The sequence below is a fragment of the Streptomyces sp. NBC_00454 genome (assembly GCF_041434015.1).
In the GTDB taxonomy this organism is placed as follows: Bacteria; Actinomycetota; Actinomycetes; order Streptomycetales; family Streptomycetaceae; genus Streptomyces.
In genome coordinates this window covers 6,492,470-6,518,539 of record NZ_CP107907.1, presented here as the reverse complement: position 1 = coordinate 6,518,539, position 26,070 = coordinate 6,492,470, and the positions used below count along the sequence as shown (strand labels likewise).

24 protein-coding genes are annotated in these 26,070 nt (G+C 72.0%); 18 read left to right on the top strand and 6 right to left on the bottom strand.

Annotated elements, in window-relative coordinates; translation table 11 throughout:
* Positions 1–30 precede the first annotated feature (30 nt).
* The 8 genes from OHU74_RS29755 (at position 31) to OHU74_RS29720 (ending at position 8,827) form a co-directional block, all read left to right on the top strand.
* On the top strand, positions 31–2,136 hold the full coding sequence (locus OHU74_RS29755) for a protein meaA (protein ID WP_371618715.1): 2,106 nt from the start codon (positions 31–33) through the stop codon (positions 2,134–2,136).
* Positions 2,133–3,107 carry a CoA ester lyase gene (locus tag OHU74_RS29750; RefSeq protein ID WP_330299445.1) on the top strand — a complete coding sequence of 325 codons (975 nt, stop codon included), beginning with the start codon at positions 2,133–2,135 and terminating at the stop codon, positions 3,105–3,107. The genes OHU74_RS29755 and OHU74_RS29750 overlap by 4 nt, the downstream gene beginning before the upstream one ends.
* Positions 3,108–3,112: 5 nt before the next feature.
* Positions 3,113–3,625 (top strand): MaoC family dehydratase, encoded by a 513-nt coding sequence (locus tag OHU74_RS29745; protein WP_053681718.1) that lies wholly within the window; start codon positions 3,113–3,115, stop codon positions 3,623–3,625.
* Positions 3,626–3,629: 4 nt separating this feature from the next.
* On the top strand, positions 3,630–4,835 hold the full coding sequence (locus OHU74_RS29740; protein ID WP_254381044.1) for an acyl-CoA dehydrogenase family protein: 1,206 nt from the start codon (positions 3,630–3,632) through the stop codon (positions 4,833–4,835).
* Between the two features lie 186 nt (positions 4,836–5,021).
* Entirely contained in the window at positions 5,022–5,678 is a 657-nt protein-coding gene (locus tag OHU74_RS29735; RefSeq protein ID WP_266885018.1) for a phosphatidylserine decarboxylase, read from the top strand.
* Positions 5,679–5,748: 70 nt separating this feature from the next.
* A complete protein-coding gene (pssA, locus tag OHU74_RS29730; RefSeq protein WP_371619852.1) occupies positions 5,749–6,531 on the top strand; it encodes a CDP-diacylglycerol--serine O-phosphatidyltransferase in 783 nt (260 codons plus the stop codon).
* 267 nt (positions 6,532–6,798) lie between these two features.
* Positions 6,799–8,280 carry an AlkA N-terminal domain-containing protein gene (locus tag OHU74_RS29725; protein ID WP_330299442.1) on the top strand — a complete coding sequence of 494 codons (1,482 nt, stop codon included), beginning with the start codon at positions 6,799–6,801 and terminating at the stop codon, positions 8,278–8,280.
* A gap of 19 nt (positions 8,281–8,299) precedes the next feature.
* Positions 8,300–8,827, top strand: a complete 528-nt coding sequence (locus tag OHU74_RS29720; RefSeq protein WP_371618714.1) for a methylated-DNA--[protein]-cysteine S-methyltransferase — start codon at positions 8,300–8,302, stop codon at positions 8,825–8,827.
* Positions 8,828–8,855: 28 nt separating this feature from the next.
* Here the strand turns inward: OHU74_RS29720 and OHU74_RS29715 are convergent, their stop codons facing one another.
* The 3 genes from OHU74_RS29715 to OHU74_RS29705 are packed head-to-tail and all read right to left on the bottom strand — an operon-like array spanning position 8,856 to position 11,646.
* Positions 8,856–9,284: a hypothetical protein gene (locus tag OHU74_RS29715; RefSeq protein WP_371618713.1), complete on the bottom strand. Its 429-nt coding sequence runs from the start codon at positions 9,282–9,284 to the stop codon at positions 8,856–8,858.
* Positions 9,285–9,339: 55 nt separating this feature from the next.
* The gene (locus tag OHU74_RS29710; protein WP_371618712.1) at positions 9,340–9,840 is read right to left on the bottom strand and encodes an NUDIX domain-containing protein; all 501 of its coding nucleotides are present in this window, start codon (positions 9,838–9,840) and stop codon (positions 9,340–9,342) included.
* Positions 9,841–9,876: 36 nt separating this feature from the next.
* Complete coding sequence (locus OHU74_RS29705) at positions 9,877–11,646, bottom strand: BCCT family transporter (protein WP_371618711.1); 1,770 nt, start codon at positions 11,644–11,646, stop codon at positions 9,877–9,879.
* A gap of 144 nt (positions 11,647–11,790) precedes the next feature.
* Between OHU74_RS29705 and OHU74_RS29700 the strand changes: the two genes are divergently transcribed.
* From OHU74_RS29700 to OHU74_RS29665, 8 genes are all read left to right on the top strand, one after another.
* The gene (locus tag OHU74_RS29700; RefSeq protein WP_371618710.1) at positions 11,791–12,939 is read left to right on the top strand and encodes a glycerate kinase; all 1,149 of its coding nucleotides are present in this window, start codon (positions 11,791–11,793) and stop codon (positions 12,937–12,939) included.
* Positions 12,940–13,314: 375 nt separating this feature from the next.
* Positions 13,315–13,725 (top strand): hypothetical protein, encoded by a 411-nt coding sequence (locus OHU74_RS29695; RefSeq protein ID WP_371618709.1) that lies wholly within the window; start codon positions 13,315–13,317, stop codon positions 13,723–13,725.
* A gap of 173 nt (positions 13,726–13,898) precedes the next feature.
* Positions 13,899–14,075, top strand: coding sequence for a hypothetical protein (locus OHU74_RS29690; RefSeq protein ID WP_371618708.1), 177 nt, complete (start codon positions 13,899–13,901; stop codon positions 14,073–14,075).
* On the top strand, positions 14,072–15,100 hold the full coding sequence (locus tag OHU74_RS29685) for a hypothetical protein (protein ID WP_371618707.1): 1,029 nt from the start codon (positions 14,072–14,074) through the stop codon (positions 15,098–15,100). The genes OHU74_RS29690 and OHU74_RS29685 overlap by 4 nt, the downstream gene beginning before the upstream one ends.
* Positions 15,101–15,675: 575 nt before the next feature.
* A complete protein-coding gene (locus OHU74_RS29680; RefSeq protein ID WP_330299433.1) occupies positions 15,676–16,383 on the top strand; it encodes a tRNA-dependent cyclodipeptide synthase in 708 nt (235 codons plus the stop codon).
* Positions 16,380–17,597 carry a cytochrome P450 gene (locus tag OHU74_RS29675; RefSeq protein ID WP_371618706.1) on the top strand — a complete coding sequence of 406 codons (1,218 nt, stop codon included), beginning with the start codon at positions 16,380–16,382 and terminating at the stop codon, positions 17,595–17,597. Before OHU74_RS29680 ends, OHU74_RS29675 begins: the two co-directional genes overlap by 4 nt.
* Positions 17,598–17,657: 60 nt before the next feature.
* On the top strand, positions 17,658–17,933 hold the full coding sequence (locus OHU74_RS29670) for a hypothetical protein (protein ID WP_371618705.1): 276 nt from the start codon (positions 17,658–17,660) through the stop codon (positions 17,931–17,933).
* Between the two features lie 21 nt (positions 17,934–17,954).
* Positions 17,955–18,491, top strand: coding sequence for a GNAT family N-acetyltransferase (locus tag OHU74_RS29665; protein WP_371618704.1), 537 nt, complete (start codon positions 17,955–17,957; stop codon positions 18,489–18,491).
* Here OHU74_RS29665 and OHU74_RS29660 read toward each other — a convergent pair.
* Positions 18,452–19,111, bottom strand: coding sequence for a cysteine hydrolase family protein (locus OHU74_RS29660; protein ID WP_371618703.1), 660 nt, complete (start codon positions 19,109–19,111; stop codon positions 18,452–18,454). The two genes, OHU74_RS29665 and OHU74_RS29660, sit on opposite strands and share 40 nt — an antisense overlap.
* Before the next feature lie 206 nt (positions 19,112–19,317).
* Here OHU74_RS29660 and OHU74_RS29655 point away from each other — a divergent pair, with 206 nt between their 5' ends.
* Both OHU74_RS29655 and OHU74_RS29650 read left to right on the top strand, forming a co-directional pair.
* Entirely contained in the window at positions 19,318–20,313 is a 996-nt protein-coding gene (locus OHU74_RS29655; protein ID WP_371618702.1) for a GlxA family transcriptional regulator, read from the top strand.
* On the top strand, positions 20,310–23,270 hold the full coding sequence (locus OHU74_RS29650) for a SpoIIE family protein phosphatase (protein ID WP_371618701.1): 2,961 nt from the start codon (positions 20,310–20,312) through the stop codon (positions 23,268–23,270). The genes OHU74_RS29655 and OHU74_RS29650 overlap by 4 nt, the downstream gene beginning before the upstream one ends.
* Positions 23,271–23,326: 56 nt before the next feature.
* Here OHU74_RS29650 and OHU74_RS29645 read toward each other — a convergent pair whose 3' ends face one another.
* Entirely contained in the window at positions 23,327–23,920 is a 594-nt protein-coding gene (locus tag OHU74_RS29645; protein WP_371618700.1) for a GNAT family N-acetyltransferase, read from the bottom strand.
* 65 nt (positions 23,921–23,985) lie between these two features.
* A complete protein-coding gene (locus OHU74_RS29640; protein ID WP_371618699.1) occupies positions 23,986–26,037 on the bottom strand; it encodes a SpoIIE family protein phosphatase in 2,052 nt (683 codons plus the stop codon).
* Positions 26,038–26,070 lie beyond the last annotated feature (33 nt).

Here is a 26,070-nt window from a genome sequence, read left to right as displayed (position 1 = left end):
ATCGTTCAAGGGCCAAAGGGACAGCCTGAGATGACAGAGCGCCAGAAAGACCGTCCGTGGCTCATGCGGACGTACGCCGGCCACTCCACGGCCGAGGCGTCCAACGAGCTGTACCGCCGCAACCTCGCCAAGGGCCAGACCGGCCTGTCGGTCGCGTTCGACCTCCCGACGCAGACCGGCTACGACCCCGACCACATCCTCGCCCGCGGCGAGGTGGGCCGGGTCGGGGTCCCGGTCTCCCATCTGGGCGACATGCGGCGGCTGTTCCAGGACATTCCCCTGGAGCAGATGAACACCTCGATGACGATCAACGCCACCGCCATGTGGCTGCTGGCGCTCTACCAGGTGGCTGCCGAGGAGCAGGGCGCGGACATCGCCCAGCTCCAGGGCACCACCCAGAACGACATCGTCAAGGAGTACCTGTCGCGCGGGACGCACGTCTTCCCGCCCGGCCCCTCGCTCCGGCTGACGACGGACATGATCGCGTACACGGTCAACCACATCCCGAAGTGGAACCCGATCAACATCTGCTCGTACCACCTCCAGGAGGCCGGAGCCACGCCGGTCCAGGAGATCTCGTACGCGATGTCGACCGCGATCGCGGTGCTGGACTCGGTGCGCGACTCGGGCCAGGTCCCGCCGGAGCGGTTCGGCGAGGTGGTCGCCCGCATCTCCTTCTTCGTGAACGCGGGCGTCCGCTTCATCGAGGAGATGTGCAAGATGCGCGCCTTCGGCCGCATCTGGGACAAGGTCACCCGCGAGCGCTACGGCATCGAGAACGAGAAGCAGCGCCGCTTCCGGTACGGGGTCCAGGTCAACTCCCTGGGCCTGACCGAGGCGCAGCCCGAGAACAACGTCCAGCGGATCGTGCTGGAGATGCTCGCGGTCACCCTGTCCAAGGACGCCCGCGCCCGCGCCGTGCAGCTGCCGGCCTGGAACGAGGCGCTGGGCCTGCCCCGGCCCTGGGACCAGCAGTGGTCGCTGCGCATCCAGCAGGTCCTGGCGCACGAGAGCGACCTGCTGGAGTACGAGGACATCTTCGCCGGCTCGCACGTGATCGAGGCCAAGGTCGAGTCCCTGGTGGCCGAGTGCCTGGCCGAGATCGACCGGATCCAGGAGATGGGCGGCGCGATGGCCGCCGTGGAGTCCGGGTACCTCAAGGGCGAGCTGGTCTCCTCGCACGCCGAGCGGCGGGCCCGGATCGAGGCCGGCGAGGACAAGATCGTCGGCGTCAACTGCTTCCAGCAGACCGAGGAGAACCCGCTCACCTCCGACCTGGACGGCGCCATCATGACGGTGGACCCGGCGACCGAGGCGCTGACCGTCGAGCGGATCGGCCGCTGGCGCGCCGAGCGCCAGGAGTCCTCGGACCGGCAGGGCGACGGCGACCCGTTCGTCTTCCCGACGGTGATGCAGGCCCTGGACCGGCTCAAGGAGGCCGCCGCCGGGACCGAGAACCTGATGGAGGCCACCCTGGAGTGCGCCCGCGCCGGTGTCACCACCGGCGAGTGGTCCAGCGCCCTGCGCGAGGTGTTCGGGGAGTTCCGGGCTCCGACCGGAGTCTCCTCGGCCCCTGTGGCGGTCACCGCCGAGCCGGGCACCCCGATGGCCGAGGTCCGCGCGAAGGTGACCCGTACGGCCGAGGACCTGGGCACCGGGCGGCTGCGCCTGCTGGTCGGCAAGCCCGGTCTGGACGGGCACTCCAACGGCGCCGAGCAGATCGCCGTACGGGCCCGCGACGCCGGTTTCGAGGTGGTCTACCAGGGGATCAGGCTGACCCCCGAGGAGATCTCCTCGGCGGCGCTGGCCGAGGACGTGCACTGCGTGGGACTGTCCATCCTGTCCGGTTCGCACAGCGCCCTCGTGCCGGACGTACTGGAACGCCTGCGCGCGGCGGGGGCGGGCGACATCCCCGTCGTCCTCGGCGGCATCATTCCCCATGCCGACGCCATCGCGCTGAAGGCCGCCGGGGTCGCCGCGGTCTTCACCCCGAAGGACTTCGGCATCACGGAGATCATCGGCCGTATCGTCGACGAGATCCGCAAGGCGAACAAGCTCCACCCGCTCGACGGCGGCGAAAGCACCGTCGAGGCCGACACCACAGACATCGTTGCAAGCACGGAGGTCCCCGCATGACCACGCCCTCTTCCCCGGTCAACCGGCTGCGGCCGCGCCGCTCCTGCCTCGCGGTTCCGGGTTCCAACCCCCGGTTCCTGGAGAAGGCCCAGGGCCTGCCGGCCGACCAGGTCTTCCTCGACCTCGAGGACGCCTGCGCCCCGCTCGCCAAGGAGGGCGCCCGTCACACGATCGTGGAGGCGCTGAACCAGGGCGACTGGACCGGCAAGACCCGTGTGGTGCGCGTCAACGACTGGACCACGCACTGGACGTACCGCGACGTGATCACCGTCGTCGAGGGCGCCGGGCAGAACCTCGACTGCATCATGCTGCCGAAGGTCCAGGACGCCCAGCAGGTCGTGGCGCTCGATCTCCTCCTGACCCAGATCGAGAAGACCATGGGCTTCGAGGTCGGCAAGATCGGCATCGAGGCGCAGATCGAGAACGCCAAGGGCCTGGTCAACGTCGACGAGATCGCCGCCGCGTCCCCGCGGCTGGAGACCATCATCTTCGGGCCGGCCGACTTCATGGCCTCGATCAACATGAAGTCCCTGGTCGTGGGCATGCAGCCGCCCGGCTACGGCGCGGACGCCTACCACTACATCCTGATGCGGATCCTGATGGCGGCCCGCATGCACAACCTCCAGGCGATCGACGGCCCCTTCCTCCAGATCAAGAACGTCGACGGCTACCGCGAGGTCGCCGGGCGCGCGGCGGCGCTGGGCTTCGACGGCAAGTGGGTGCTGCACCCGGGCCAGGTCGACGCGGCCAACGAGGTCTTCTCCCCCTCGCAGGAGGACTACGACCACTCCGAGCTGATCCTCGACGCGTACGACTGGTGCACCTCCGAGGCCGGCGGCAAGAAGGGTTCGGCGATGCTCGGCGACGAGATGATCGACGAGGCCAGCCGCAAGATGGCCCTGGTCATCGCGGGCAAGGGCCGCGCCGCGGGCATGGAGCGCACCACCAAGTTCGAGATCCCGGAGGCCTGATCCCGATGCAGTTCGGACGCACCTACGAAGAGTTCGAGATCGGCGCGGTCTACAAGCACTGGCCCGGAAAGACGGTCACCGAGTACGACGACCACCTCTTCTGCCTGCTGACCATGAACCACCACCCGCTCCACATGGACAGCAACTACGCGGAGAACACGACCGACTTCGGCAAGAACGTGGTCGTGGGCAACTACATCTACTCGCTGCTGCTGGGCATGTCCGTGCCGGACGTCTCCGGCAAGGCGATCGCCAACCTGGAGATCGAGTCGCTGCGGCACGTGGCGCCGACCTTCCACGGGGACACGATCTACGGCGAGACCACGGTCCTCGACAAGACCCCGTCGAAGTCGAAGAACGACCGCGGCATCGTCTACGTGGAGACCAAGGGCTACAAGCAGGACGGCACCCTCGTCTGCGTCTTCAGGCGCAAGGTGATGGTCCCGACCGAGACGTACATCAAGGAGCGCGGCGGCGAGCAGCCCGGCCGCCCCACGCTGAAGGAACAGGGGAAGTAGAACCATGAGCCGACTTGCCCAGACCGCCGGCCTGACGGACGACCAGAGGGACATCCTCAAGACCGTCCGGGAGTTCGTCGACAAGGAGATCATCCCGGTCGCGACCGAGCTGGAGCACCGGGACGAGTACCCGCAGCAGATCGTCGACGGCCTCAAGGAACTCGGCCTGTTCGGCCTGATGATCCCGGAGGAGTACGGCGGCCTGGGTGAGTCGCTGCTCACCTACGCGCTGTGCGTCGAGGAGATCGCGCGCGGCTGGATGTCCGTCTCGGGCATCATCAACACGCACTTCATCGTGGCGTACATGCTCAAGCAGCACGGCACGCAGGAGCAGAAGGAGTACTTCCTCCCGCGGATGGCGCTGGGCGAGGTGCGCGGCGCGTTCTCGATGTCCGAGCCGGGGCTGGGCTCCGATGTGTCGGCCATCACCTCCAAGGCGGTGAAGGACGGCGACGAGTACGTCCTGAACGGCCAGAAGATGTGGCTGACGAACGGCGGCACGTCCACTCTGGTGGCCGTCCTGGTCCGCAGTGACGAAGGACACCCGGAGGGCACCGCCCCCCACAAGTCGATGACGACCTTCCTGGTGGAGAAGGAGGCGGGCTTCGGCGAGGTCCGTCCCGGCCTGACCATCCCGGGCAAGATCGACAAGATGGGCTACAAGGGCGTCGACACGACCGAGCTCATCATGGACGGACTGCGCATTCCGGCCAATCGGGTCCTCGGAGGCCAGACCGGCCGAGGGTTTTACCAAATGATGGACGGGGTCGAGGTCGGCCGCGTCAACGTGGCGGCCCGTGGCTGCGGCGTCGCACAGCGTGCTTTCGAGCTCGGTGTCTCGTATGCCCAGCAACGTCACACTTTCGGCAAGGCCATCGCCGAGCACCAGGCGATCCAGTTCAAGCTGGCCGAGATGGCTACCAAGGTCGAAGCCGCCCATGCGATGATGGTCAATGCAGCACGCAAAAAGGACTCCGGGGAACGAAACGACCTCGAAGCAGGGATGGCGAAGTACCTCGCCTCCGAGTACTGCAAGGAGGTGGTGGAAGACGCGTTCCGCATCCACGGCGGCTACGGCTTCTCGAAGGAGTACGAGATCGAGCGCCTCTACCGCGAGGCGCCGATGCTGCTCATCGGTGAAGGTACCGCCGAGATCCAGAAAATGATCATCGGGCGACGCCTGCTTGAGGAGTACCGACTGCAGGGCTGAAAGTACCTTTTGCGGCGAATCATCCAGTGGTTTTCCGCAAAAGAGTCACTAGCAGTCACTGGCCGGCGGTCATCGACTCGGCTTCTGGCTTGCCCAGTTGTTGCGTGCAACCGATAGCATTCCAGTAAAGCCGCCGTCACGTCCCCGTGTTTTCCGGCGCGGCATCACCCGCTACGAAGGTCATCCATGCCCCACAGCCAAACCTCTGCACCTCGCGTCGGCCTCCTCGGTGGACGCCTCGCGCGCGGAGCATCGCCGTGGCTTCTGCCGACCGTCGCCACCGCCGCCGTCAGCCTCGTCCGGGCCCGCAAGTCCGGACGCTGGGCGGCAGTGGCCGTGCCCACCACCGCTCTCGCGGCGGGCATGCTGTGGTTCTTCCGCGACCCCGAGCGTGAGATCACGCAGGGCCGGGTCATCTCCCCCGCCGACGGTGTGGTGCAGAGCATCATGCCGTGGAAGGACGGACGGACCCGGGTCGCGATCTTCATGAGCCCGCTGAACGTCCACGTCAACCGCGCGCCCCTCGCGGGCACGGTGACGTCCGTGGAGCACGTCCCCGGTGGATTCGTTCCGGCGTTCAACAAGGAGAGCGAGAACAACGAGCGCGTTGTCTGGCACTTCGACACCGAGCTCGGCGACATCGAGATGGTGCAGATCGCCGGCGCCGTCGCGCGACGCATCGTCCCGTACCTGCCGGCCGGCACCAAGGTGGAGCAGGGCGAACGCATCGGTCTGATCCGCTTCGGCTCCCGCGTCGACATCTACCTCCCCGAGGGCGTCGAGGTCGCGGTCGAGGTCGGACAGGCCACCACCGCGGGGGTGACCCGAATTGACCGTGACTGACCCCGAGACTCCTGCAACCGGCTGGGTGCCGGAGGCCTCCGCCTCCGAGGAGGAGTCCGCCGAGGACGACATGCCGCTCTCCCTGCGGCTGTCGATAGCGGACACCCTCACCCTCGGCAACGCGACCTGCGGATTCATGGCGGTGTACTTCACCACCACCGGGATCCTCATCCCGCACCTCACCGGCAGCGGCGAGTCGGGCATGGCCCGGCACAGCGCGGCCACCGCGGTGATACTGATGCTGCTCGCGGCCGTCTTCGACCTCTTCGACGGGATCGTGGCCCGCAAGCTGCGCAGCTCGCCGATGGGTGCGGAGCTGGACAACCTGTCCGACCTGATCAGCTTCGGCCTGGCGCCCGCCTACTTCGTGCTCGTCTACGGCATGGTCGCCGACGACGCGCACCAGAAGATGTCGGCGCTGGCGGCGATCGTCGTCCTGCTGGCGGTCGTCCTGCGCCTGGCCAGATTCAGCTGCGTGACGATGAAGGACGGCATGTTCCAGGGCATGCCGAGCCCCTTCGGCGCGCTCACGGTCGTCTCGATCGTGCTGCTGGAGCTGCCGTTCGTTCCGACGCTCCTCGCGATCGTCGGCGTGGCCTGGCTGATGGTGAGCCGGGTCGAGTACCCCAAGCCGCGGGGTGTCCTCGCGGTGGCGATGCTCAGCTGGATCGTCGGGGCGATGGGGCTGCTGGCGGCCTGGGCGTTCGACGCCCCGGGCGGCGCGCTGCTGCTCCAGACCGGCTGCGCGCTGCAGATCGCTCTGGCGGCGACCATCCCGCTGTTCGCGACGACCCGTCGCGCGAACACGTTCCGCCACAACCGCCGCGAGGCGAGGGCCACCCAGGCCCGCTAGCCACGGCTGTACGCGTACGAGAGGGCCCCCGGCCGCCGAAGAGGCACCGGGGGCCCTTTCGCATCCGCGGGGGTCCTCACACCCCCGCCGAAGCCTTGCCCGACTCCTCCACCGAAGTCTCGCCCCGGCCGTCCATCGCGCGCCCACCCGCCGCACACTCCGGCCCGGCCGCCCACTCCCGCCCGCCTCGGCCCGCCCGCCCCGGCCCGTAGTCTTGATGTCGGAAAACCGCCAGCCCCCCGGACCTCGCGCCGGAAGGATGGAGCCATGTACACCGACACCGAGCGCTGCGTGCGGGCCGTCCGGTCCAAGGACGCCCGCTTCGACGGATGGTTCTTCACCGCGGTCAGGACCACCGGGATCTACTGCCGCCCGAGCTGCCCGGCGGTGCCTCCCAAGGTCGAGAACATGACCTTCCTGCCCAGCGCCGCCGCCTGCCAGCAGAGCGGGTACCGGGCGTGCAAGCGGTGCCGTCCGGACACCTCCCCCGGCTCCCCCGAGTGGAACGCCCGCGCCGACGCCGTCGCCCGCGCCATGCGGCTCATCCAGGACGGGGTCGTCGACCGGGAGGGGGTCCCGGGGCTGGCCGCCAAGCTGGGGTACTCCGCCCGCCAGGTGGAGCGCCAGCTCAACGCCGAGCTCGGCGCCGGCCCCCTGGCCCTCGCCCGGGCCCAGCGCGCGCAGACCGCTCGGCTGCTGATCGAGACCTCCGAGCTGCCGATGGGCGACATCGCCTTCGCCGCCGGGTTCTCCTCGATCCGGACCTTCAACGACACCGTCCGCGAGGTCTTCGCCCTCGCCCCGAGCGAGCTGCGCGCCCGGGCCGGGAACGGCAGCCGCCAGGACGCCCGGGTGCCCGGAACCATCAGCCTGCGGCTCCCCTTCCGCACCCCCCTCAACCCCGACAACCTCTTCGGGCACCTCGCCGCTACCGCCGTCCCCGGGGTCGAGGAGTGGCGCGCGGGCGCGTACCGCCGCACGCTCCGGCTCCCCTACGGCACCGGGGTGGTCGCGCTCACCCCGCAGCCCGACCACATCGGCTGCCAGCTCGCCCTGACCGACCTGCGCGACCTCACCATCGCCATCAGCCGCTGCCGCCGCCTGCTGGACCTCGACGCCGATCCCGAGGCCGTGGACGAGCAGCTGCGCGCCGATCCGCTGCTGGCCCCGCTCGTGGACAAGGCTCCCGGGCGCCGGGTGCCCCGTACGGTCGACGCGGAGGAGTTCGCGGTACGCGCGGTCCTGGGCCAGCAGGTGTCCACGGCCGCGGCCCGGACGCACGCGGCCCGGCTGGTGGCCGCCCACGGCGAGCCGGTGGCCGATCCCGACCCCGAGGGCGGGCTGACCCACCTGTTCCCGTCCTCGCAGGCGCTGGCCGGGCTCGATCCGGAGGCGCTGGCCCTGCCGCGCAGCCGCCGGGCCACCCTCACCACGCTGGTCTCGGCGCTCGCCGACGGTTCCCTCCCGCTGGGCATCGACAGCGACTGGGAGACGGCGCGGGCCCATCTCAACGCGCTGCCCGGTTTCGGCCCGTGGACCACCGAGATCATCGCGATGCGGGCGCTGGGCGACCCCGATGCCTTCATCCCCTCCGACCTGGGGATCCGGCGTGCCGCGAAGGGGCTCGGGCTGCCGTCCACGCCCTCGGCGCTGACGGCCCGCGCGGCGCACTGGCGGCCCTGGCGCGCGTACGCCGTCCAGTACCTGTGGGCCACCGAGGACCACGCCATCAACTTCCTGCCCGCCTGAACCGAGGAGCACGAGCACCATGCCCAGCAACAGCACGCGCGGTACGTCCACCGGCCGCAGGCAGCACACCGTCGTCGACAGCCCCTACGGGGAGCTCACCCTGGTCGCCACCGACGGCTTCCTCAGCGGCCTCTACATGACCGGCCAGCGCCACCGTCCGGCCGAGGAGTCCTTCGGCGAGCGGGTCGCGGCCGGGGAGGAGCCCTTCCCCGAGGTGGTGCGGCAGCTGACCGCGTACTTCGCCGGGGAGCTCACCGAGTTCGACCTCCCGCTCCGGCTGGAGGGCACCGAGTTCCAGCGCAGCGTGTGGGAGCAGCTCGTACGGATCCCCTACGGGCAGACCTGGTCCTACGGGGAGCTGGCGACCCGGCTCGGCAAGCCGAACGCCTCGCGGGCGGTGGGCCTGGCCAACGGGAAGAACCCGGTCGGCATCGTCGTGCCCTGCCACCGCGTCATCGGGGCGTCCGGTTCCATGACCGGCTACGGCGGCGGCATCGACCGCAAGGTGCGCCTGCTGGCCTTCGAGTCGGGGGCGGAGCAGCTGTAGGGGGTCCCTTTCGGATCCGGCACGTTCCTCAGATCACCACGAGCGGGACCAGCAGGGCGAAGGCGGCTCCGGCCTCGACCGCGTAGGCGTACAGCGACGGGTGCTGGACGGGGGCCGCGAGCAGGACCACGCTCTGCTGGGCGGCGGCCGCGCCCACCCATTCGGCGTCGGCCCCGAGGCCGCCCTGGTACCAGCCCTCGCAGGAGCCGGGGCCGGTGACGGCGAGGACGTCGTCCTCGCGGCGGTAGAAGGCCTGCCAGCCGGCGGCCGGCACGGACCAGGCCTCGAAGTCGGTGAACTGGGCCCAGCCGCCGTCGCGGATCGCGGTGTCGAACATCCAGACCGGCACCCCCTCGGGGGTGACCTCGCCACCGGCCTGCTGCTCGGTGGTGAAGTGGACCATGGGCAGGGCGTCGGGTCCGTCGGCCGTGCTGGGCCAGGCGTACATCGTGATCATCTGCTGAATTCTGTCCTGCTCGGTGTAGGCAAAGGATAACGAGCGGGCGGCCGGTTCAAGAGGCCTGCGGCCTGCGGCCGTTCTCCAGTTCCGCGGCGCCCTCGCCCGACTGCAGGACCCGGTGGGCCTCTTCGATGCGCGGTCCCAGCGCTCCGAGCAGATAGTCCGTCAGTTCGGCCGGTTCGACCAGCCGCCACGAGATCAGCTCTTCCTCCTGGAGCTCGATGGAGGCGAGCTGCGCCGCGTCGAGCACGCCGCCGTCGTAGACGTACGCCACGAGCGGCGGCCGGGCCGGGCCCAGGGTCCAGTCCACGGCCAGCAGCCGGCCGAGCGGCAGGTCGAGGCCGATCTCCTCGGCGCTCTCCCGGCGGGCGGCCGTCCGCGGGGATTCGCCCCGGTCGGACTCGATGGTGCCGCCCGGCAGCACCCAGCCCTCCCGGTAGTTGGGCTCGACGACGAGCACCCGGCCCTCGTCGTCCCGGTAGAGCACGGCCGCGCCGGCCAGCACCCGGGGCAGGCTCGCGATGTAGGTGGCGTAATCATCCGTGGTGGTCACGCCACAACCCTACCCAGCCGCCCCGGGCGAGCGGGCTCACGCCTCGGGGGTGCTCCCGCCGGTCCCGCCGCTGCCGGCCGTCCCGCCGGACGGGCCGCCCGTGCCGCCGTCCTCGCGGTCGCGGTTCTTCGACTCGGCCAGGCGGCGCAGGCGCGGGTGGCGGGCCGGGCCCTGCTCGGTGATGGCGTCGCCGACCATGGCCTTGACCGCGTCGCGCAGTCCGTGGAGGGCGTGGTGGCGGACGGGGCCCGCGCCCGGGTCCTCCCGCAACTCCTTCACCAGGGCCCAGCAGAGCACCAGCATCACGATGACGAACGGCAGCGCGACCAGGATGGTGGCCGTCTGGAGGGACTTCAGGCCGCCCGCGACCAGGAGTACGGCGGCCACCGCGGCCATCAGCACGCCCCAGGTGACCACGAGCCAGGTCGGCGGGTGCAGCGAGCCGCGGCTGGTGAGCGAGCCCATGACGAGGGAGGCGGAGTCGGCGCTGGTGACGAAGTACGTCATCACCAGGGCCATCGCGATCCAGGAGGTGAGCCCGCCGAGCGGGAGCGCGTCGAGCATCGCGAAGAGCGAGGCCTCGGTGCCCTCCTTGAGCTTGGAGGCCATGTCGGCGACACCGGTGGAGTCGAGGCGGATCGCGGTGCCGCCCATGACGCAGAACCAGATGACGGTGGCGCCGCTGGGGATCAGCAGCACGCCGATGAGGAACTCGCGGATGGTGCGGCCGCGGGAGATGCGGGCGATGAAGGTGCCGACGAACGGGGCCCAGGAGAGCCACCACGCCCAGTAGAAGATCGTCCACGCCCCCAGCCAGGCGCTGTCGGTGAAGGCGCCGGTACGGGTGGCCATGGGGAGCAGCTCGTGCAGGTAGCTGCCGATGCTCGCCGGGATCACGTCGAGGACGTAGACGGTCGGGCCGAGGACGAAGACGAAGATCATCAGGGCCGCGGCGAGCACGATGTTGATCGTGGAGAGCCATTTGACGCCCTTGTGCAGGCCGGAGAAGGCCGAGAGCACGAAGGCGGCGGAGAGCGATCCGATGATGATCAGCTCGACGGTGGTCGAGTCCTCGATCCCGGTGGTGATGTTGAGCCCCTTGGCGACCTGGAGCGCGCCGAGGCCGAGGCTGGTGGCGGTGCCGAAGACGGTCGCGAAGACGGCGAGCAGGTCGATGGCCTTGCCGGGCCAGCCGTTGGCCCGCTCCTCGCCCATGAGGGGGACGAAGGCGGAGCTGAGGCGGTTGCCGCGGCCCTTGCGGAAGGTCGCGTAGGCCAGGGCGAGGCCGGCGATGCCGTAGATCGCCCAGGGGGTGAGGGTCCAGTGGAAGAAGGAGTAGTCGAGCGCCGCGCGGGCCGCGTCCCCGGTGCCGGGGGCGGCGCCGCTGGCGGGCGGCGGATTCAGGTAGTGGGTGAGCGGCTCCCCCACCCCGTAGAACATCAGACCGATTCCCATGCCCGCGCTGAACATCATCGCGATCCACGCGAGGTTCGTGAACTCCGGCTCCGAGTCGTCCTTGCCGAGCCGGATCCGGCCGAAGCGGCTGATCGCGAGCACCACGCACATGACCAGGAACACGTCGGCGGCGATCACGAACAGCCAGGCGAAGTTGTTCAGCACCCAGGCCAGGGCCGTGCTCGACGCCGTGTCGAAGGAGCTCTTGCCGAGCGCTGCCCAGGCGACGACGGCCAGGACGGAGATCACTCCGATGGTCACGACGGTACGGTCGGGAGTGCCGTCATCCGGGCCTTCGGAACCCCCACCCGGGGAATTCGGACGTGCCTGTTCCAGTGAATCCGTGCTCATGCGGCCACACTATGCAGGCGTATATCCGTATTTAGGGGCATGGCGCGCCGGGTGTGGCCCAGGCCACGCATGGGCATAGGAGGATCCTCCGGATAGGCTCATGGGTGGCGCGACTGCACTGTTCGATAGCAAGGGATTAGCAAGGTGACGGACGGAGCAGTAACTGAGACCGCGCGCGTGCTCATCGCCGCGGACAAATTCAAGGGCTCGCTCACGGCCGTTCAGGTCGCGGAGCGGGTGACGGCCGGCCTCCGCAAGGCCGTACCCGGCGTGGAGATCGAGACCCTCCCCGTCGCGGACGGCGGCGACGGTACGGTCGCGGCCGCTGTGGCGGCCGGTTTCGAACGCCGGGAGGTACGGGTCACCGGACCCCTCGGTGACCAGGTCACGGCCGCTTTCGCACTGCGCGAGGGCACCGCGGTGGTCGAGATGGCGGAGGCCTCCGGCCTCCAGCTGATGCCGGCGGGTGTCTTCGCCCCGCTGACGGCGACCACCTACGGCTCCGGCGAGCTGCTGAAGGCCGCACTCGACGCGGGCGCGACCTCGATCGTCTTCGGTGTGGGCGGCAGCGCCACCACCGACGGCGGCGCGGGCATGCTGGCCGCACTGGGCGCGGTCTTCCTGGATGCGAACGGTGAACCGGTCGGTCCGGGCGGCGGCGCGCTGGCGGCTCTGGCCTCGGCCGACCTGTCCGGCGTCGACCCCCGCATCAAGGAGGTCGACTTCGTCCTGGCGAGCGACGTGGACAACCCTCTGACGGGTCCGAAGGGCGCTCCGGCGATCTACGGCCCACAGAAGGGGGCGTCGCCCGAGGACGTGGCCACCCTGGACGCGGCCCTGGCGCACTTCGCGGTGGTCCTGGAGAAGTCGATCGGCTCCCTGGCCGCCGAGGCCGCGGTTTCGCCGGGCGCGGGCGGTGCCGGCGGCATCGGCTACGGGGCGCTGCTGCTCGGAGCCTCGTTCCGTCCCGGCATCGAGCTGATGCTCGAGGTGCTCGGCTTCGCGCCGGCGCTGGAGCGGGCGACGCTGGTCATCACCGGCGAGGGCTCGCTGGACGAGCAGACCCTCCACGGCAAGGCTCCGGCCGGTGTCGCGGCGGCTGCCCGTGCGGCCGGCAAGCCGGTCGTCGCGGTCTGCGGCCGCCTGCTGCTCACGCAGGAGGCCCTCCAGGCTGCCGGCATCCAGCGGGCCTACCCGCTGACGGACCTCGAGCCGGACCCGGCGGTGAGCATCCCGAACGCGGGTCCGCTGCTGGAGCGGGTGGCGGAGAACATCGCGGCCGACGTCCTCTGAGACGGCGGCGGCGCACGGCCGGCGGCCCGGACCCCTCTGGGGGTCCGGGCCGCCGGCGTTTCGACGACTCCGGCGTTTCGACAGACAAGGCCTCCCGTGCCCGAAAGGGCAGGGGCCGGGGGATGTCGGGGTGCCCCGGAGGGGGTTGGGGGCACCGGGGGCCCTGGCGAGCATGGACGGGTGACCAACTGCACGGTGTGCGGGACGCGCTGTGAACCCGGTGAGCAGTTCTGCGGGAACCGCGGGACGTTCCTGGAGTGGGGAGACCCCCGGAGCGCGCGGCCGGACCCCGCTCCACAGCCCCGGGCGGACCCCGCGCCGCCGCCCCCGGCGGACCCCGCTCCCCGGTCCCCGGCGGGACCCGTCGTGCCGCCCATGCCCACGCGGCCGCCCCACCGCGCGGTGCAGCCGGGCGGAGCCGAGGCCGTGGCGCCGGCGCGGCGGAGCGTGGAGCCCGGGGAGGACCCGCCGCGGCCCGGGGAGCTGATCTGCGGGCAGTGCAGGGCCGGGAACCTGCCGGTGCGGCGGTACTGCCGCCGGTGCGGGGCCGCCCTCGCGGATGCGCCCGTCGCGGTCAGGCCGCCCTGGTGGCGCCGCCTGCTCGCCCGCCGGGTCAGGCGGCCGCACGCCGCCGGGGAGAGACCCCCGCGCCGCCGCCGCTGGCGGACGCCTCGTTTCGCGGTGTGGCTCGTGGTGCTCCTGGCCGCGGCCGCCGCCGGGTACGCCTTCCGTGCCGAAGCCCTGGGCGCGGTGGAGTCCGTACGCGACCGGGTGTCCAAGCCCTAGCAGACGCATGCCACCGGGGTGACGGCCTCCAGCGCGGCCCCGGGGCACGAGGCCGCGCTGGCCGTGGACGGGGCCACCGACCGGTACTGGGCTCCGCAGGGGTCGGGGCAAGGGGAGCCCTTTGCCGTGGAGGGCGCGGGCCCGGGTCAGCTCAGGGCCGCCAGGATCTGTGCGTGGCGGCGTTCCGCCTGACGGGCGGCCGCCGGGTCGCCGACGCGGGCGCACACGACGATCTGACGGCCCGGATGCGGGCTTGGGCGGGTGAACACCGGGCCGCGCGGGAATCTGCCCTCGCGGCGGCCCGCGAGCGGCTGACGGCGCAGGGATGCGCGGTACGGGAGGGCGGATGACGGAGTCGAGCACGGCGGCCCGGACGGAGGTCGCACGTCTGCGCGGCAGCGCAGGCGGCGGGAGCGGGAGCGACGGGAGCTCCCCCGAACTGGCCGAGGCCCTGGAGCAGTTGGCGACGGCCGCCACCGGGGAGGGCGACCCCGGCACGGCGGCGGCCGCGCTGGAGGAGGCTGCCGGGCTCTGGGGCCGGATCCCGGAACCGGACCACGAGGGCTTCTACCTCCTGCTGGCGGCGACGGTGCAGCGCCTGCGCGGGGACCTCGGGGCGGCCCGGCACAACCTGGAACGGGCGGCGGCCCGCGACCTGCCCGAGGCGGTGCGGCGGGCCTTCGGGGCCGAGCGGGCCGAGCAGGCGCTGGCCCGGGGCGAGCACGAGGCGGCGTACGAGGGCTTCGGCGGGGTGCTGGCCGTGCTCGACGCCCGGGTCGACGGGCCGGTCCGGGCGCGGATCCTGCAGCGCCGGGCGGCGGCCACGGTGACCTGGGAGCAGTGGGCGCAGGCGGCGGCCGATCTGATGGACGTGCAGGAGCTGTTCACCGCGCACGGTGAGGCCGAGGAGGCGGAGGCGGCCGCGCTGGGAGCGGCGCTCTCCGTGGCGCGGGTGGATCCCTCGACGGCGGAGGAGGTGTGGTCGGCCGTCACCTCCCAGGCCCCGCGCGACGGCTCGGCGGTGGCCGCGCGCGGCGTCACGGGCGGTCGGATCGCCCTGCTGGCGGAGGACCCGCGGTTGGCGTTGGACCGCTTCGACGCGGCGCGGCAGGGCGCGTTGGACGCGACGGACCCGATCGCCTACCTGGCGGCGGTGGGCGAAGCGGTGGCCGTCGCGGAATCGCCGGGCGAGGACGCGGGCGCGTACGGGCGGCTGGCGACGGCCTGGGTCACGGTCGGCGACCTCCTGGGCGCGCCGGCGGGGCGCCAGTTGGTGCGGCCCCTGCTGCTGGAAGGACTGCGCGAACGGCTGGGAACGGAGCGGTTCTCGGCGGCTCGAGGTGCTTACGAGGCCCGGACGAGGGCCGGATCGTGAGATGGAGGGGGCAATTCCTGGGCATCATTCGACCAGTGGCCTGAATTCGCCGTTATCCACGGCCTACTGAGGGAGGATCGAGCCCTCGCTACCAGAGTCCGGGGTTCCGGATGGTCATTCACCGACCATTGGGTATGCGGCTCGGCGCGTACGAGGTACCGACCAGCCAGTATCGGAACCACATCTTCCAAAAATCCTTGTGGTGCAAGGGTGTTGACCTTTGGGCAGACTCGTGCCCGAAGGGTCGCAGGGCGTAGAGTGGCTTACGGGGCGAGCCACTGGGGCGCACGGCCCGCCGTCTCGCGCCGGACGGCGGAGGGGGGCAGAACCAGACACCACGGGGCCTGGTTCGCGTCGATTGACCGCTGCGCGATTGGCCGGTTATCACCCTGCGCCTGCAAATCAATTCGTAGGGTAACCGGGCAATATCACCTCATGGTCGCGGGCTGATTCGCAGAGTAACCAGCCAGTAGCTCTGGAGCACCGGCCTGCGCTCGGCTAACTTCTGGTTCGGCGCCGCCACACCCAGGGCACAAGGCCCTGTCGGGACTAGCGGCGCGGGGGAACCAATCACGTTGACGACTGCCATCAAAGGCATCTTCGCCGTCCGTCCCTATACCCCTCACTGCCAGGTAATCCACGACGAGGGTGACCACGCCGTCATCGGGATCTCGTCGGGGAACTCCTACTTCACGCATGATCGCGTGACGGACCTCGCCCGGTGGGGACTCGAGCACTTCCGGCAGGTCGATCTCATCTGGACCGACATGCACGTAGCCGAGATGTTCGTGGCACTCGGCTACCCCGAGATCGAAGCGCAGCGCAAGGCGGTGAAGAACCTCCGCGGAGTGCGCGCCAAGGTCACCGGCGCCGTCGCCGCCCTCGACCCCGAAGGCGAACGGCTGCGCGGACGCCCCATGTCCTCGCTCCTGGAGCTCCCCGCCTACCAGCGGATCCGCTCCCAGCTGGACGTCTTCATGGCCGACGACCCGGAGTTCCGCGAGGTCTGTGACCAGCTCGCGGCCCGGTTCCTCGCCGACAAGCTGAACGGCCAGCCGCCCACGGCACTTCAGCGCGAAGTGTGCATCAAGTACGTGTGCGCCGAGGTACCGCTGTTCCTGGACACCCCGGCCATCCTCGGGGTCAACTCCTCGCTCAACTGCTATCACCAGGCCCTGCCGCTGGCAGAGCTGCTGTACGCACGCGGCTGGGGCCTGCGCGCCTCACGCAACCAGGGCCACGCGGTCATCACCCCCGCCGAAGAACAGGACAGCCCCGCATGACCACCACCATCGACCCGACCAGCCCGGCCGCGGCCGAGGAGCTCACGAGCTTCCCGTTCGATGCGAACGGCACGCGGCTGCCCGACGTGATCTCGCACCTGCTCACCAACGAGCCGGTCAAGAAGGTCCGCACCATAGCCGGAGCGGAAGCCTGGCTGGTGTCCTCGTACGCCCTGTGCCGTCAGGTGCTCGACGACGCCCGCTTCTCCCTCAAGGACACCTCCGCCGAGGGTGCTCCCCGCCAGTACGCGTTGACCATCCCCCCCGAGGTGGTCAACAACATGGGGAACATCACCGGAGCCGGCCTGCGCAAGGCCGTCATGAAGGCCCTCAACCCGAAGGCCCCCGGCCTGGAGGAATGGCTCGTCCGCCACGCGAACGAGCTCGTCGACCAGATCGTCGCGACGGGAATCCCTGCCGACCTGCGCAGCGACTTCACCGTCCCGTACTCCACCGGTCTGCACTGCCAGATCCTCGGCATCCCGCAGTCCGATGCGCCGGCCCTGTACAAGTCGCTGCACGTCGCCTTCATGAACAGCGCGAAGAGCATCCCGGCCGCCGGCATCAACTGGGACCGCGACATGGCCCACATGGTGGACCGTCTCAACGACCCGGAGACCACCGGCCTCATGGGCGAACTCGCCGCCCTGCGCGAGGACTCCGACTACGACCACCTGACGGACGAGATGCTGGCCACCGTCGGCGTCACGATGTTCGGTGCGGGCGTCATCAGTGTCATGGGCTTCCTCACCATGGCCCTCGTGTCCCTGATCCAGCACCCGGAGCTGAAGGCGGAGCTGATCGCGGACCCGTCCCTCATCCCGGCGGCCGTGGACGAGCTGCTGCGCATCAACCTGTCGATCGCCGACGGGCTGCCGCGCATCGCCACCGAGACCATGCAGCTCGGTGACGTCACCGTGCAGAAGGGCGAGCTGGTCCTCGTCCTGGTCGAGGCCGCCAACCACGACCCGGCCGAGTTCGAGGACCCGCACACGGTGCGCCTCGACCGTCCGAACCCGAACGCGCACCTGTCGTTCGGCGGCGGCGGCCACTACTGCCCCGCCACCGCGCTGGGCAAGCGGCACGCGCAGATCGCCATCGAGGTCCTCCTCGACCGGCTGCCCAACCTGGACCTGGCCGTGCCGATCGAGCAGCTCGTCTGGCGCACCGGGTTCATGAAGCGCATCCCGGAGCGTATGCCCGTCCTCTGGTGACCCCCTCCTCCTAGGCCGTCTCTTCGCGGGTCCTCCGGGACCCGGCGAAGGGGCGGCCTGGTGCTGTTCCGGGGCGGGTTCACCGCCTCGCCGCGCCCCCGCCAGGGGCTGCGACTGCAGTCCGCTGCCGCCCGGCGGCGACACCGGGTGCAGCAGGTCCGCGAGTTCCGGGGCCACCCGGTCGGCGCCGAGCGGGTGCGCGGCCACCTGGTCGGGGACCCGCAACGACCTGCCGAGAAAAGGGCGTTCGTCTTCCTCCGCGAGCAGGAGGCCCCGTACGGACAGCGGCCCGTCGGCGGACAGCCGGGCCCGGCCGCCACCATGCGCCGATGGTAGGACCCGGCCTAGGGTGCCCCCATGGCCGATCCCCGGGCGGACGCGACCGCCACCCCCCTGCCCACCGAACGGCTGCTGCTGCGCCCCCTGGATCCCCCTCTCGCCCGGCGGATCGCCGCGGGCGCGGCGGGTCCGGGCGACCTCTGGGGGCCCGGCTACCCCGGCCCCACGGACCGCACCGGAGCCGCGCGGTTCCTGGAGGTACTGGCCGACCACGGGAATCCGTGGCCCTACGGGGCGTACGAGATCGAGCGCCGCGAGGACGGACTGGCGATCGGCGGCGCCGGCTTCCACGGCCCGGCGGACGAACACGGCCGGGTCGCGATCGGCTACGGCCTGATTCCGGCGGTCCGCGGCCTGGGCTTCGCGGCGGAGGCGCTGCGCGCGCTGCTGGAGCACGCGCGGATCCACGGGGCGGCGGGCGCGGACGGGGACACCGGCCTGGCCAACGTGGCCTCGCAGCGGGTGATGGCGGCCGCCGGGATGACCCTGGTCCGGGAGGACGACCGGCTGCGGTACTACGCGGCGACCTGGGCGCGGGCCGCCGAGAGCAGCTGACCGGTGGTGACGATCCGGGCGAACCCGCCGCCCTGGAGGTTGACGGCGGTGGCGGCACTGAGCTGGTCGGCCGTCAGCCGCAGTACGCCCGGGCCGGCTTCGGCGGACGGGTCCGCCCCGGCGCCTTCGCCCGCTCCGCCCTCCAGCTCCGCCTCGAGGTCGAAGGTGTGGGTGGCGTCCAGCGGTACGAGGACCTCGTAGCCCAGGTTGCCCGCCATCCGGGCGGTGGTCTCCACGCACATGTTGGTCTGGATGCCCACCACGACGAGCTGCCGGATGCCGGCGCCTTCGAGCCAGTCGCCCAGGTCCGGGGTGCCGTAGAAGGAGGAGTTGACGGACTTGGTGATGTGCAGGGCGGCCTGCCCGGCCCGCTCGGCGACGAACTCCTTGAAGGCGTAGCCGGGTTGGTCCGGCGCGAGGACGGAACCGGCGGTGCGCGAGGCGTGCTGGACCAGCACCACCGGGCGGCCGGACCCCTCCCACTCGTCCATCAGGGCGGCGATGTTGGCCTCGGCGGCCGGGTTGTTGCGCGGGCCCCAGAAGGCGGCGTCGTCGAAGCCCTTCTGGACGTCGATGACCAGCAGGGCACTGTTCGCGGCGATCTCGATCTCGTTCTTCATGGCTCAATCCTCGAACGCGGCAGGCTCCCGCGACAGCGGCGGCCGGGACCGGAACCGATGGGATCCTGCCAATCTGGCAGTCGGCACGGCAGCTGCTCGACAGTCGGCCGACAGCCACCCGCCGACACCGCGAAAATTCCTTCCCGGCCAGGTCAGAGGCCCTTTCGACCCCCAGAGGCCCGGAAAGTCGTGGCAGACTCACCGCCATGCACCGCGTTGCGATCGTCGTCCAGCCCGGTATCCGCGCCTTCGACCTCGCCGTCATCACCGAGGTCTGGGGTCCCGACCGGGGCCTGCTCGGAGTCCCGCCCTTCGAGCTGCGCCGGTGCGCCCTGTCCCCCGGTGCGATCCCGCTGCCGGGCGGGCTGTCCCTGACCCCGGACCGGGGGCTCGACTGGCTCGCCCGCGCCGATCTGGTCGTGGTCCCGGCCCTGGCCCGGCCCTGCGATCCGACGCCCGAGCCGGTGCTCGCCGCGCTGCGCGACGCCCATGCCCGCGGGATCGCGGTGGCCGCCCTGTGCGCGGGCGCGTTCATCCTGGCCGAGGCCGGGCTGCTCGCGGGCCGCCGGGCCGTCACCCACTGGTCCCTGGCCCCGACGCTGGCGGGCCGCCACCCCGCCGTGCACGTCGAGGAGGCCCCGCTCTACGTGGAGGACGGCGGGGTGTGGACCTCCGCCGGGGTGGCCTCCGGCATCGACCTCTGCCTCCACCTGGTCCGCGAGGCCCACGGCGCCGAAGCCGCCGCCGCCATCGCCCGCTCGATGGTGACGGGCCCCTTCCGCACCGGGGACCACGCCCAGTACCTGGACCGCCCGACCCCGGCCGCCGACCGGACGGCCGAGGCACTGGCCGCCGTACGGGCACGGGCGCTGGGGCTGCTGCGGGAGCCGCTGGACGTGGCCACCCTGGCCCGGTGGGCCGGAATGTCCCCGCGCTCCTTCGCCCGGCACTTCGCGGCCGCCACCGGCACCACCCCGCACAAATGGCTCCTCGGCCACCGTCTGGACGAGGCCCGCAAACTGCTGGAGCGCACCGACCATCCGGTCACCGAGGTGGCCCGGCTGGCCGGTTTCACCAGCGAGGTCACCTTCCGCCAGCACTTCACGGCACGCGTCGGGACGAGCCCCCGGGCCTATCGCGCGGCGGCTACCGCGGCTGGGCCTCCCCCAAACCCCACCGACAGTGTTAGAAATGGCTCATGACCGGACGTTTTGGCCCACCGACGGGCCCTGAAGGGGCGCCCGAGGGCGGGCCGGCGGACGGACCGCCGTCCGGGCCCGCCCCCGGGCCCCCGTCCGGCACGCACGAGCCCCCGTCCGGGCCCCCCTCCGGCACGCACGAACCCCCGCCTGGGCCCCCCTCCGGTCCGGGCCCGGCACGGGCCGCGCGCAGGCTCGTACGCCGGTTCACGCGCCGGTTCACGCGCCCCTTCTCCCGGCTTTTCTCGCGCCTGTCCCTCGGCGCGCGCAGCGTCGCCGGCCAGGTCTTCGCGCTCCAGGCCGTCATCGTGCTGGTCCTGATCACCGCCGCCACGCTGGCCCTGTTCTTCCAGGCCCGCTACGACAGCCAGCGCGACGCCCGCGAGCGGTCCCTGGCGGCCGCCGAGGCCTTCGCGCACGGCCCCGGCCTCCCGGCGGCGCTGAAGTCCCCCGATCCCACCGCCGAGCTCCAGCCCCTGGCAGAGGCGGCCCGCCAGGCCTCGGGCGTGGACTTCATCGCCGTCATGTCCAAGGACGGGATCCGCTACACCGACTCCCGCCCCGAGCTGATCGGCCAGCGCGCCATCGGCGACCTCTCCCGGGCCGTGTCCGGGCAGGCCTTCACCGAGACCTTCAAGGGCAAGCCGAGCGACGCCGTCCGCGCCGTGGTCCCCGTACGGGACTCCTCGGGCGCCGTCGTCGGGCTGGTGGCGACGGGCATCGAGGTCGCCAACGTCGGCGGGGTGGTCCGCGGCCAGCTGCCCCTGCTCCTGGGGGCCGCGACCGGCGCGCTGCTGCTCGGCACCGGCGGCGCCGCCCTGGTCAGCCGGCGGCTGCGGCGCCAGACCCGGGGGCTCGGCGAGGCCGAGATGACCCGGATGAACGAACACCACGAGGCGGTTCTGCACGCCGTCCGCGAGGGCGTCCTGATCATCGACGCGGACGGCCTGCTCGTCCTCGCCAACGACGAGGCCCGCCGCCTCCTCGCCCTGCCGGCCGACGCCGAGCAGCGGCACGTGGGCGATCTGGGCCTGGACCCGCGCACGGCCGCGCTGCTGGCCTCCGGGCGGGTGGCCACCGACGAGGTCCACCTGTCGGGCGACCGGCTCCTGGCCGTCAACGTACGGCCGACCAAGCCCTACGGGGGCCGCCCGTCGGGCACCGTCATGACCCTGCGCGACTCCACCGAGCTCGCCGCGCTCTCCGGCCGGGCCGCGGTGGCCCGCGACCGCCTCCAGCTGCTCTACGACGCGGGCGTGCGGATCGGGACCACCCTCGACGTGGTGCGCACCGCCGAGGAGCTGTCCGAGGTCGCGGTCCCGCGGTTCGCCGACTTCGTCACCGTGGAGCTGCTGGATCCCGTGCTGCGCGGCGAGGAGCCCACCACGGGCGGGCACACCGAGATGCGGCGGGCCGCGATGAGCGGGGTCCGCAGCGACCAGCCGCTGCAGCCCGTCGGGGACACCATCCGGTTCGTGGTGCCGACCGCGCCGATGGCGGCGGCCCTGGCCGGGGGGCGGGCGGTCCTGGCGGCCGATCTGAACTCCGCCTTCGGCTGGCGGGCCCAGGACCAGGACGGGACCCGGGTGGCACTGGACTACGGCCTGCATTCGCTGATCTCCGTACCGCTCCAGGCCCGCGGGGTGGTCCTGGGGATGGCCAATTTCTGGCGGTCGGAAACCCCCGAGGCCTTCGACGAGGAGGACCTGTCCTTCGCCGAGGAGCTGGCGGCGCGGGCGGCCGTCTCCATCGACAACGCCCGGCGCTTCACGCGCGAGCACGCGGTGGCCGTGACCCTCCAGCGCAGCCTGCTGCCGCGGGCGCTGCCGGACCTGAGCGCCGTGGACGTGGCCTTCCGGTACCTGCCCGCGAAGGCGGGGGTGGGCGGGGACTGGTTCGACGTGATCCCGCTCGCCGGGGCCCGGGTGGCGCTGGTCGTCGGCGACGTGGTGGGGCACGGGGTGCACGCCGCCGCCACGATGGGCCGGCTGCGGACCGCCGTGCACAACTTCTCCACCCTCGACCTGCCGCCCGACGAGCTGCTGGGGCACCTGGACGAGCTGATCGACCGGATCGACCAGGACGAATCCGCCGCGGACAGCGAATCCGGGGAGGGCGAATCCTCGGGTGTGACGGGGGCCACCTGCCTCTACGCGGTCTACGACCCGGTGTCCGGCCGCTGCACCATGGCCAGCGCCGGCCACCCCGGCCCGGCGCTGGTGGGCCCCGACGGCCGGGTCGTCTTCCCCGAGCTGCCGATCGGGCTGCCACTGGGCGTCGGCGGGATGCCCTTCGAGGCCGCGGAGCTGTACCTGCCCGAGCCGAGCCGGCTGGTGCTCTTCACCGACGGGCTGCTGGAGGACCGCGACCGGGACTTCGACACCGGCCTCGCCCTGCTGAGCGAGACCCTGACCCGGCCCGACCGCAGCCCCGACCAGGCCTGCGCCGACGTACTGGCCGCGATGCTGTTCCCGGCGCCGAGCGACGACATCGCGCTGCTCATCGCGGACACCCGGCGGCTGGCGGCCGACCGGATCGCGGAGTGGGAGGTGCTGCCCGACCCGGTGGACGTCTCGCGGGTCCGCCGGGCCGGGGCGGCGCAGCTGGCGGCGTGGGGCCTGGAGGACATCTCCTTCACCGCGGAGCTCATCCTCAGCGAGCTGATCACCAACGCCATCCGCTACGGGACCGCCCCGATCCGGGTCCGGCTGCTGCGCGACCGCACCCTGATCTGCGAGGTCTCCGACGGCAGCAGCACCTCCCCGCACCTGCGGTACGCGGCCACGACCGACGAGGGCGGCCGCGGGCTGTTCCTGGTCGCCCAGTACGCGGAGCGCTGGGGCACCCGTTACACGGAGCGCGGCAAGGTCATCTGGGCCGAACTCCCGCTGACGGGAACGCCGGAGCCGATGCCCCCGGCCGTCCTGGACCTGGACGCCCTGGAGGACCTGGCCTGGTAGCGGCGGTGTCCGCTGGTCGGAGCCGGGCCGCCCAACCGGGTGATCGGAGTCGGGCCTCAGAGCCGGGCGCTCAGCCGTGCCTTCGCCTCGGGCCATTCGTCGGCCAGGAGGGAGAAGTAGACGCTGTCGCGCCAGGTGCCGTCCGGGCGGCGGCGGTGGCGGCGCAGGACGCCCTCGCGGCGGGCGCCGAGCCGGGCGATGGCGGCCTGGGAGCGGGTGTTGAGGTGGTCCGTCTTCAGCTGCACGCGGCCCATGCCGAGGTCTTCGAAGGCATGGGTGAGCAACAGCAGCTTCGCCTCGGTGTTGACGGCGCTGCGCCAGTACGCGCGCCCGTACCAGGTCCAGCCGATCTCCAGGCGCTCGTCCTGCGGGCTGATGTCGAGGTACGTGGTCCAGCCGACGGCCCGGCCGGTTTCGAGGTGGATGACCGCGAAGGGAAGGTACGTGCCCCGCTCGGCGTCCTCCAGCACCGAGTCGAGCGTGGCGCCCAGTTCCTCCTCGGACTGCGGTGCGGGCCCGCCCTGCCACTGCCACACCTGCTCGTCGCGGCCGCCGGCCACGTACAGGTCGGGGAGATGGCTCCTGGTCAGGGGCTCCAGGCGGACGTGACGGCCGGTGAGCACAATGGGTGACGGCGACTTGGCAGACATGGAAGAGAAGATAACCACTCATTGCGCTAGACACAAAGCATTATTGCGCTAGTGCAATTTCCCGTTCAGCTGGTGCGGGCCAGCAGGACCGCCACGTCGTCCTGCGGGGCCCCCGGCAGCAGTCTGGCCAGGATGACGTCGCACAGGGCCTCCAGCGGCTCCTGCGCCCCCTTCAGGGCCTCCGCCAGACCGGCCATCCCCTCGTCCAGGTCCCGGTCCCGCGACTCGATCAGGCCGTCCGTGTAGAGCGCCAGCAGGGTCCCCGGGGGCAGCTGCACCTCCTCCGTGCGGAACTCCCGCCCGCCCGCGCCCAGCGGAGTCCCGGGCGGGCCGTCCAGGAACCTCACGGCCCCGGCCGGGGTGACCACGGCCGGCGGCGGGTGGCCGGCGCGGGCGATGACGCACGTGCCCGTCGCCGGGTCGTGGACGGCGTAGGCGCAGGTGGCCATCTCGTCCTCGCCCAGGTCGGCCACCACCGCGTCCAGTGAGCGGAGCATCTGCTCCGGGGGCACGTCGTGGCGCGCGAGGGTGCGTACCGCCGTGCGCAGCTGGCCCATGACGGCGGCGGCGTGGATGCCGTGGCCCATCACGTCGCCGATCACCAGGCCGGTCCGGCCGCCCGGCAGCTCGATCACGTCGAACCAGTCGCCGCCGACGTCGTGGTCGCTGGCCGGCAGGTAGCGGCCGGTCAGCTCCAGGCCGGTCACCTCGGGCAGCGCGTTGTTGGTGAGGCTGCGCTGCAGGGTCAGGGCCGCCTCGCGCTGGGTGGTGTACATCCGGGCGTTGTCGATGTTGAGGGCGGCCCGGGCGACCACCTCGTCGATCAGCACGCAGTCCTCGTGGTCGAAGGGTTCGCGCCCGCGCTCCCGGGTCACCACCACCACTCCGAGCACCTGCCCCCGGGCCACCAGCGGGACCATCCGGGCGCAGCCCAGGGTGGCCAGGTACGCGCGCAGCGCGGCCGCGCGCGGATCCGTGATCAGGGCCGGAATGTCGGCCGTGAAGAGGTTCATCGGCACGCCCTCGCTGATGACCTGCTCGTAGGCGGTGCCCACCGGGATCTGGAAGGTCTGCCCGGGGACCAGCCGGGCCGTGGGCGCGGCGGGATCCGGGAACAGGGCGGCGAGGCGCCGGAGCACGCCCCGGGTGGACGCGGCGGCCTCGTCGGGGTCCAGGACCGCTTCCAGCAGCTGTACGTCCGCCGAGTCCGCGAGCTGGGGCACCAGCACCTCCGCGATCTCCTGGGCGGTCTGCCCCAGGTCCAGCGTGGTGCCGATGCGGGTGCCAGCCTCCGCGAGCAGGGCGAACCGGCTGCGGGCCCGCTCAGCCTCGGCCTGGGCGCGCTGCCCGTCGGTGATGTCGATGAGGGAGGCGATCAGGCCGAGCCGCCGCCCGGAGCCGTCCAGCAGCGGGGCGTACGAGCAGGACCAGGTCCGGTCGTGGTCGGGGTCGGCGGGGGTGCGGCCGGTGCGGCGGACGTCCACGACGGCGGAGCCGCACTCCAGCACCTTGCGCATGAGCCCCTCGAGCGCGGTGGCGTTGACCCCGGGCACCACCTCGGTGAGGCGTTTGCCCACGTGGTCGGCGGCCGGCACCCCGTTCATCCGGGCGAGCGCGTCGTTGACCCGCAGAAAGCGCAGGTCGTTGCCGAGGGTGCCGAGGCCGATGGGTGACTGCGTGAAGAGGGTCTGGAGCGCGGCGAGGGAATCGCGCATCCGCAGGACCTCGGTGGTCTCGACGGCGATCAGCATGGCCCCGGTGCGCCCCTGCGGATCGGGGGAGGGCAGGATCCACATCTCCATGGGGACCCGGTGCCCGTCGCGGTGGCGCACGGGCAGGGTGCCGCCCACCGTCTCCCCGGCCTGGACCCGGCGGGTGAGCTGATCGGCGAGCTCACGGTTGTTGTCGGGGACGAGGACGGCGGAGCCGAGCCGGCCGAGAATCTCCTCGGGGCCGTAGCCGAGCAGGTCCTGGGCGGCCAGCGACCACTCGACGACCCGCCCGTCGGCGTCCTCCCGCCACAGGGCGATCGGCAGCAGTTCGCTCAGCACGCCCGCGTACCCGACCGCAGCCGCCGGCTGGTCCGGTACCTCGCTCGTCTCCTGGTACGTGTCCAATGCGCCGACCTCACCCCAGGGGGCCCGATTCCT

What these genes read in the sequence shown, in the direction of transcription:
- OHU74_RS29755 (WP_371618715.1), top strand. Translation starts at nt 31, where the DNA reads ATGACAGAGCGCCAGAAAGACCGTCCGTGGCTCATGCGGACGTACGCC.
- OHU74_RS29750 (WP_330299445.1), top strand. Translation starts at nt 2,133, where the DNA reads ATGACCACGCCCTCTTCCCCGGTCAACCGGCTGCGGCCGCGCCGCTCC.
- OHU74_RS29745 (WP_053681718.1), top strand. Translation starts at nt 3,113, where the DNA reads ATGCAGTTCGGACGCACCTACGAAGAGTTCGAGATCGGCGCGGTCTAC.
- OHU74_RS29740 (WP_254381044.1), top strand. Translation starts at nt 3,630, where the DNA reads ATGAGCCGACTTGCCCAGACCGCCGGCCTGACGGACGACCAGAGGGAC.
- OHU74_RS29735 (WP_266885018.1), top strand. Translation starts at nt 5,022, where the DNA reads ATGCCCCACAGCCAAACCTCTGCACCTCGCGTCGGCCTCCTCGGTGGA.
- pssA (WP_371619852.1), top strand. Translation starts at nt 5,749, where the DNA reads ATGCCGCTCTCCCTGCGGCTGTCGATAGCGGACACCCTCACCCTCGGC.
- OHU74_RS29725 (WP_330299442.1), top strand. Translation starts at nt 6,799, where the DNA reads ATGTACACCGACACCGAGCGCTGCGTGCGGGCCGTCCGGTCCAAGGAC.
- OHU74_RS29720 (WP_371618714.1), top strand. Translation starts at nt 8,300, where the DNA reads ATGCCCAGCAACAGCACGCGCGGTACGTCCACCGGCCGCAGGCAGCAC.
- OHU74_RS29715 (WP_371618713.1), bottom strand. Translation starts at nt 9,284, where the DNA reads ATGATCACGATGTACGCCTGGCCCAGCACGGCCGACGGACCCGACGCC.
- OHU74_RS29705 (WP_371618711.1), bottom strand. Translation starts at nt 11,646, where the DNA reads ATGAGCACGGATTCACTGGAACAGGCACGTCCGAATTCCCCGGGTGGG.
- OHU74_RS29695 (WP_371618709.1), top strand. Translation starts at nt 13,315, where the DNA reads ATGCCCACGCGGCCGCCCCACCGCGCGGTGCAGCCGGGCGGAGCCGAG.
- OHU74_RS29685 (WP_371618707.1), top strand. Translation starts at nt 14,072, where the DNA reads ATGACGGAGTCGAGCACGGCGGCCCGGACGGAGGTCGCACGTCTGCGC.
- OHU74_RS29675 (WP_371618706.1), top strand. Translation starts at nt 16,380, where the DNA reads ATGACCACCACCATCGACCCGACCAGCCCGGCCGCGGCCGAGGAGCTC.
- OHU74_RS29665 (WP_371618704.1), top strand. Translation starts at nt 17,955, where the DNA reads ATGGCCGATCCCCGGGCGGACGCGACCGCCACCCCCCTGCCCACCGAA.
- OHU74_RS29660 (WP_371618703.1), bottom strand. Translation starts at nt 19,111, where the DNA reads ATGAAGAACGAGATCGAGATCGCCGCGAACAGTGCCCTGCTGGTCATC.
- OHU74_RS29655 (WP_371618702.1), top strand. Translation starts at nt 19,318, where the DNA reads ATGCACCGCGTTGCGATCGTCGTCCAGCCCGGTATCCGCGCCTTCGAC.
- OHU74_RS29650 (WP_371618701.1), top strand. Translation starts at nt 20,310, where the DNA reads ATGACCGGACGTTTTGGCCCACCGACGGGCCCTGAAGGGGCGCCCGAG.
- OHU74_RS29645 (WP_371618700.1), bottom strand. Translation starts at nt 23,920, where the DNA reads ATGTCTGCCAAGTCGCCGTCACCCATTGTGCTCACCGGCCGTCACGTC.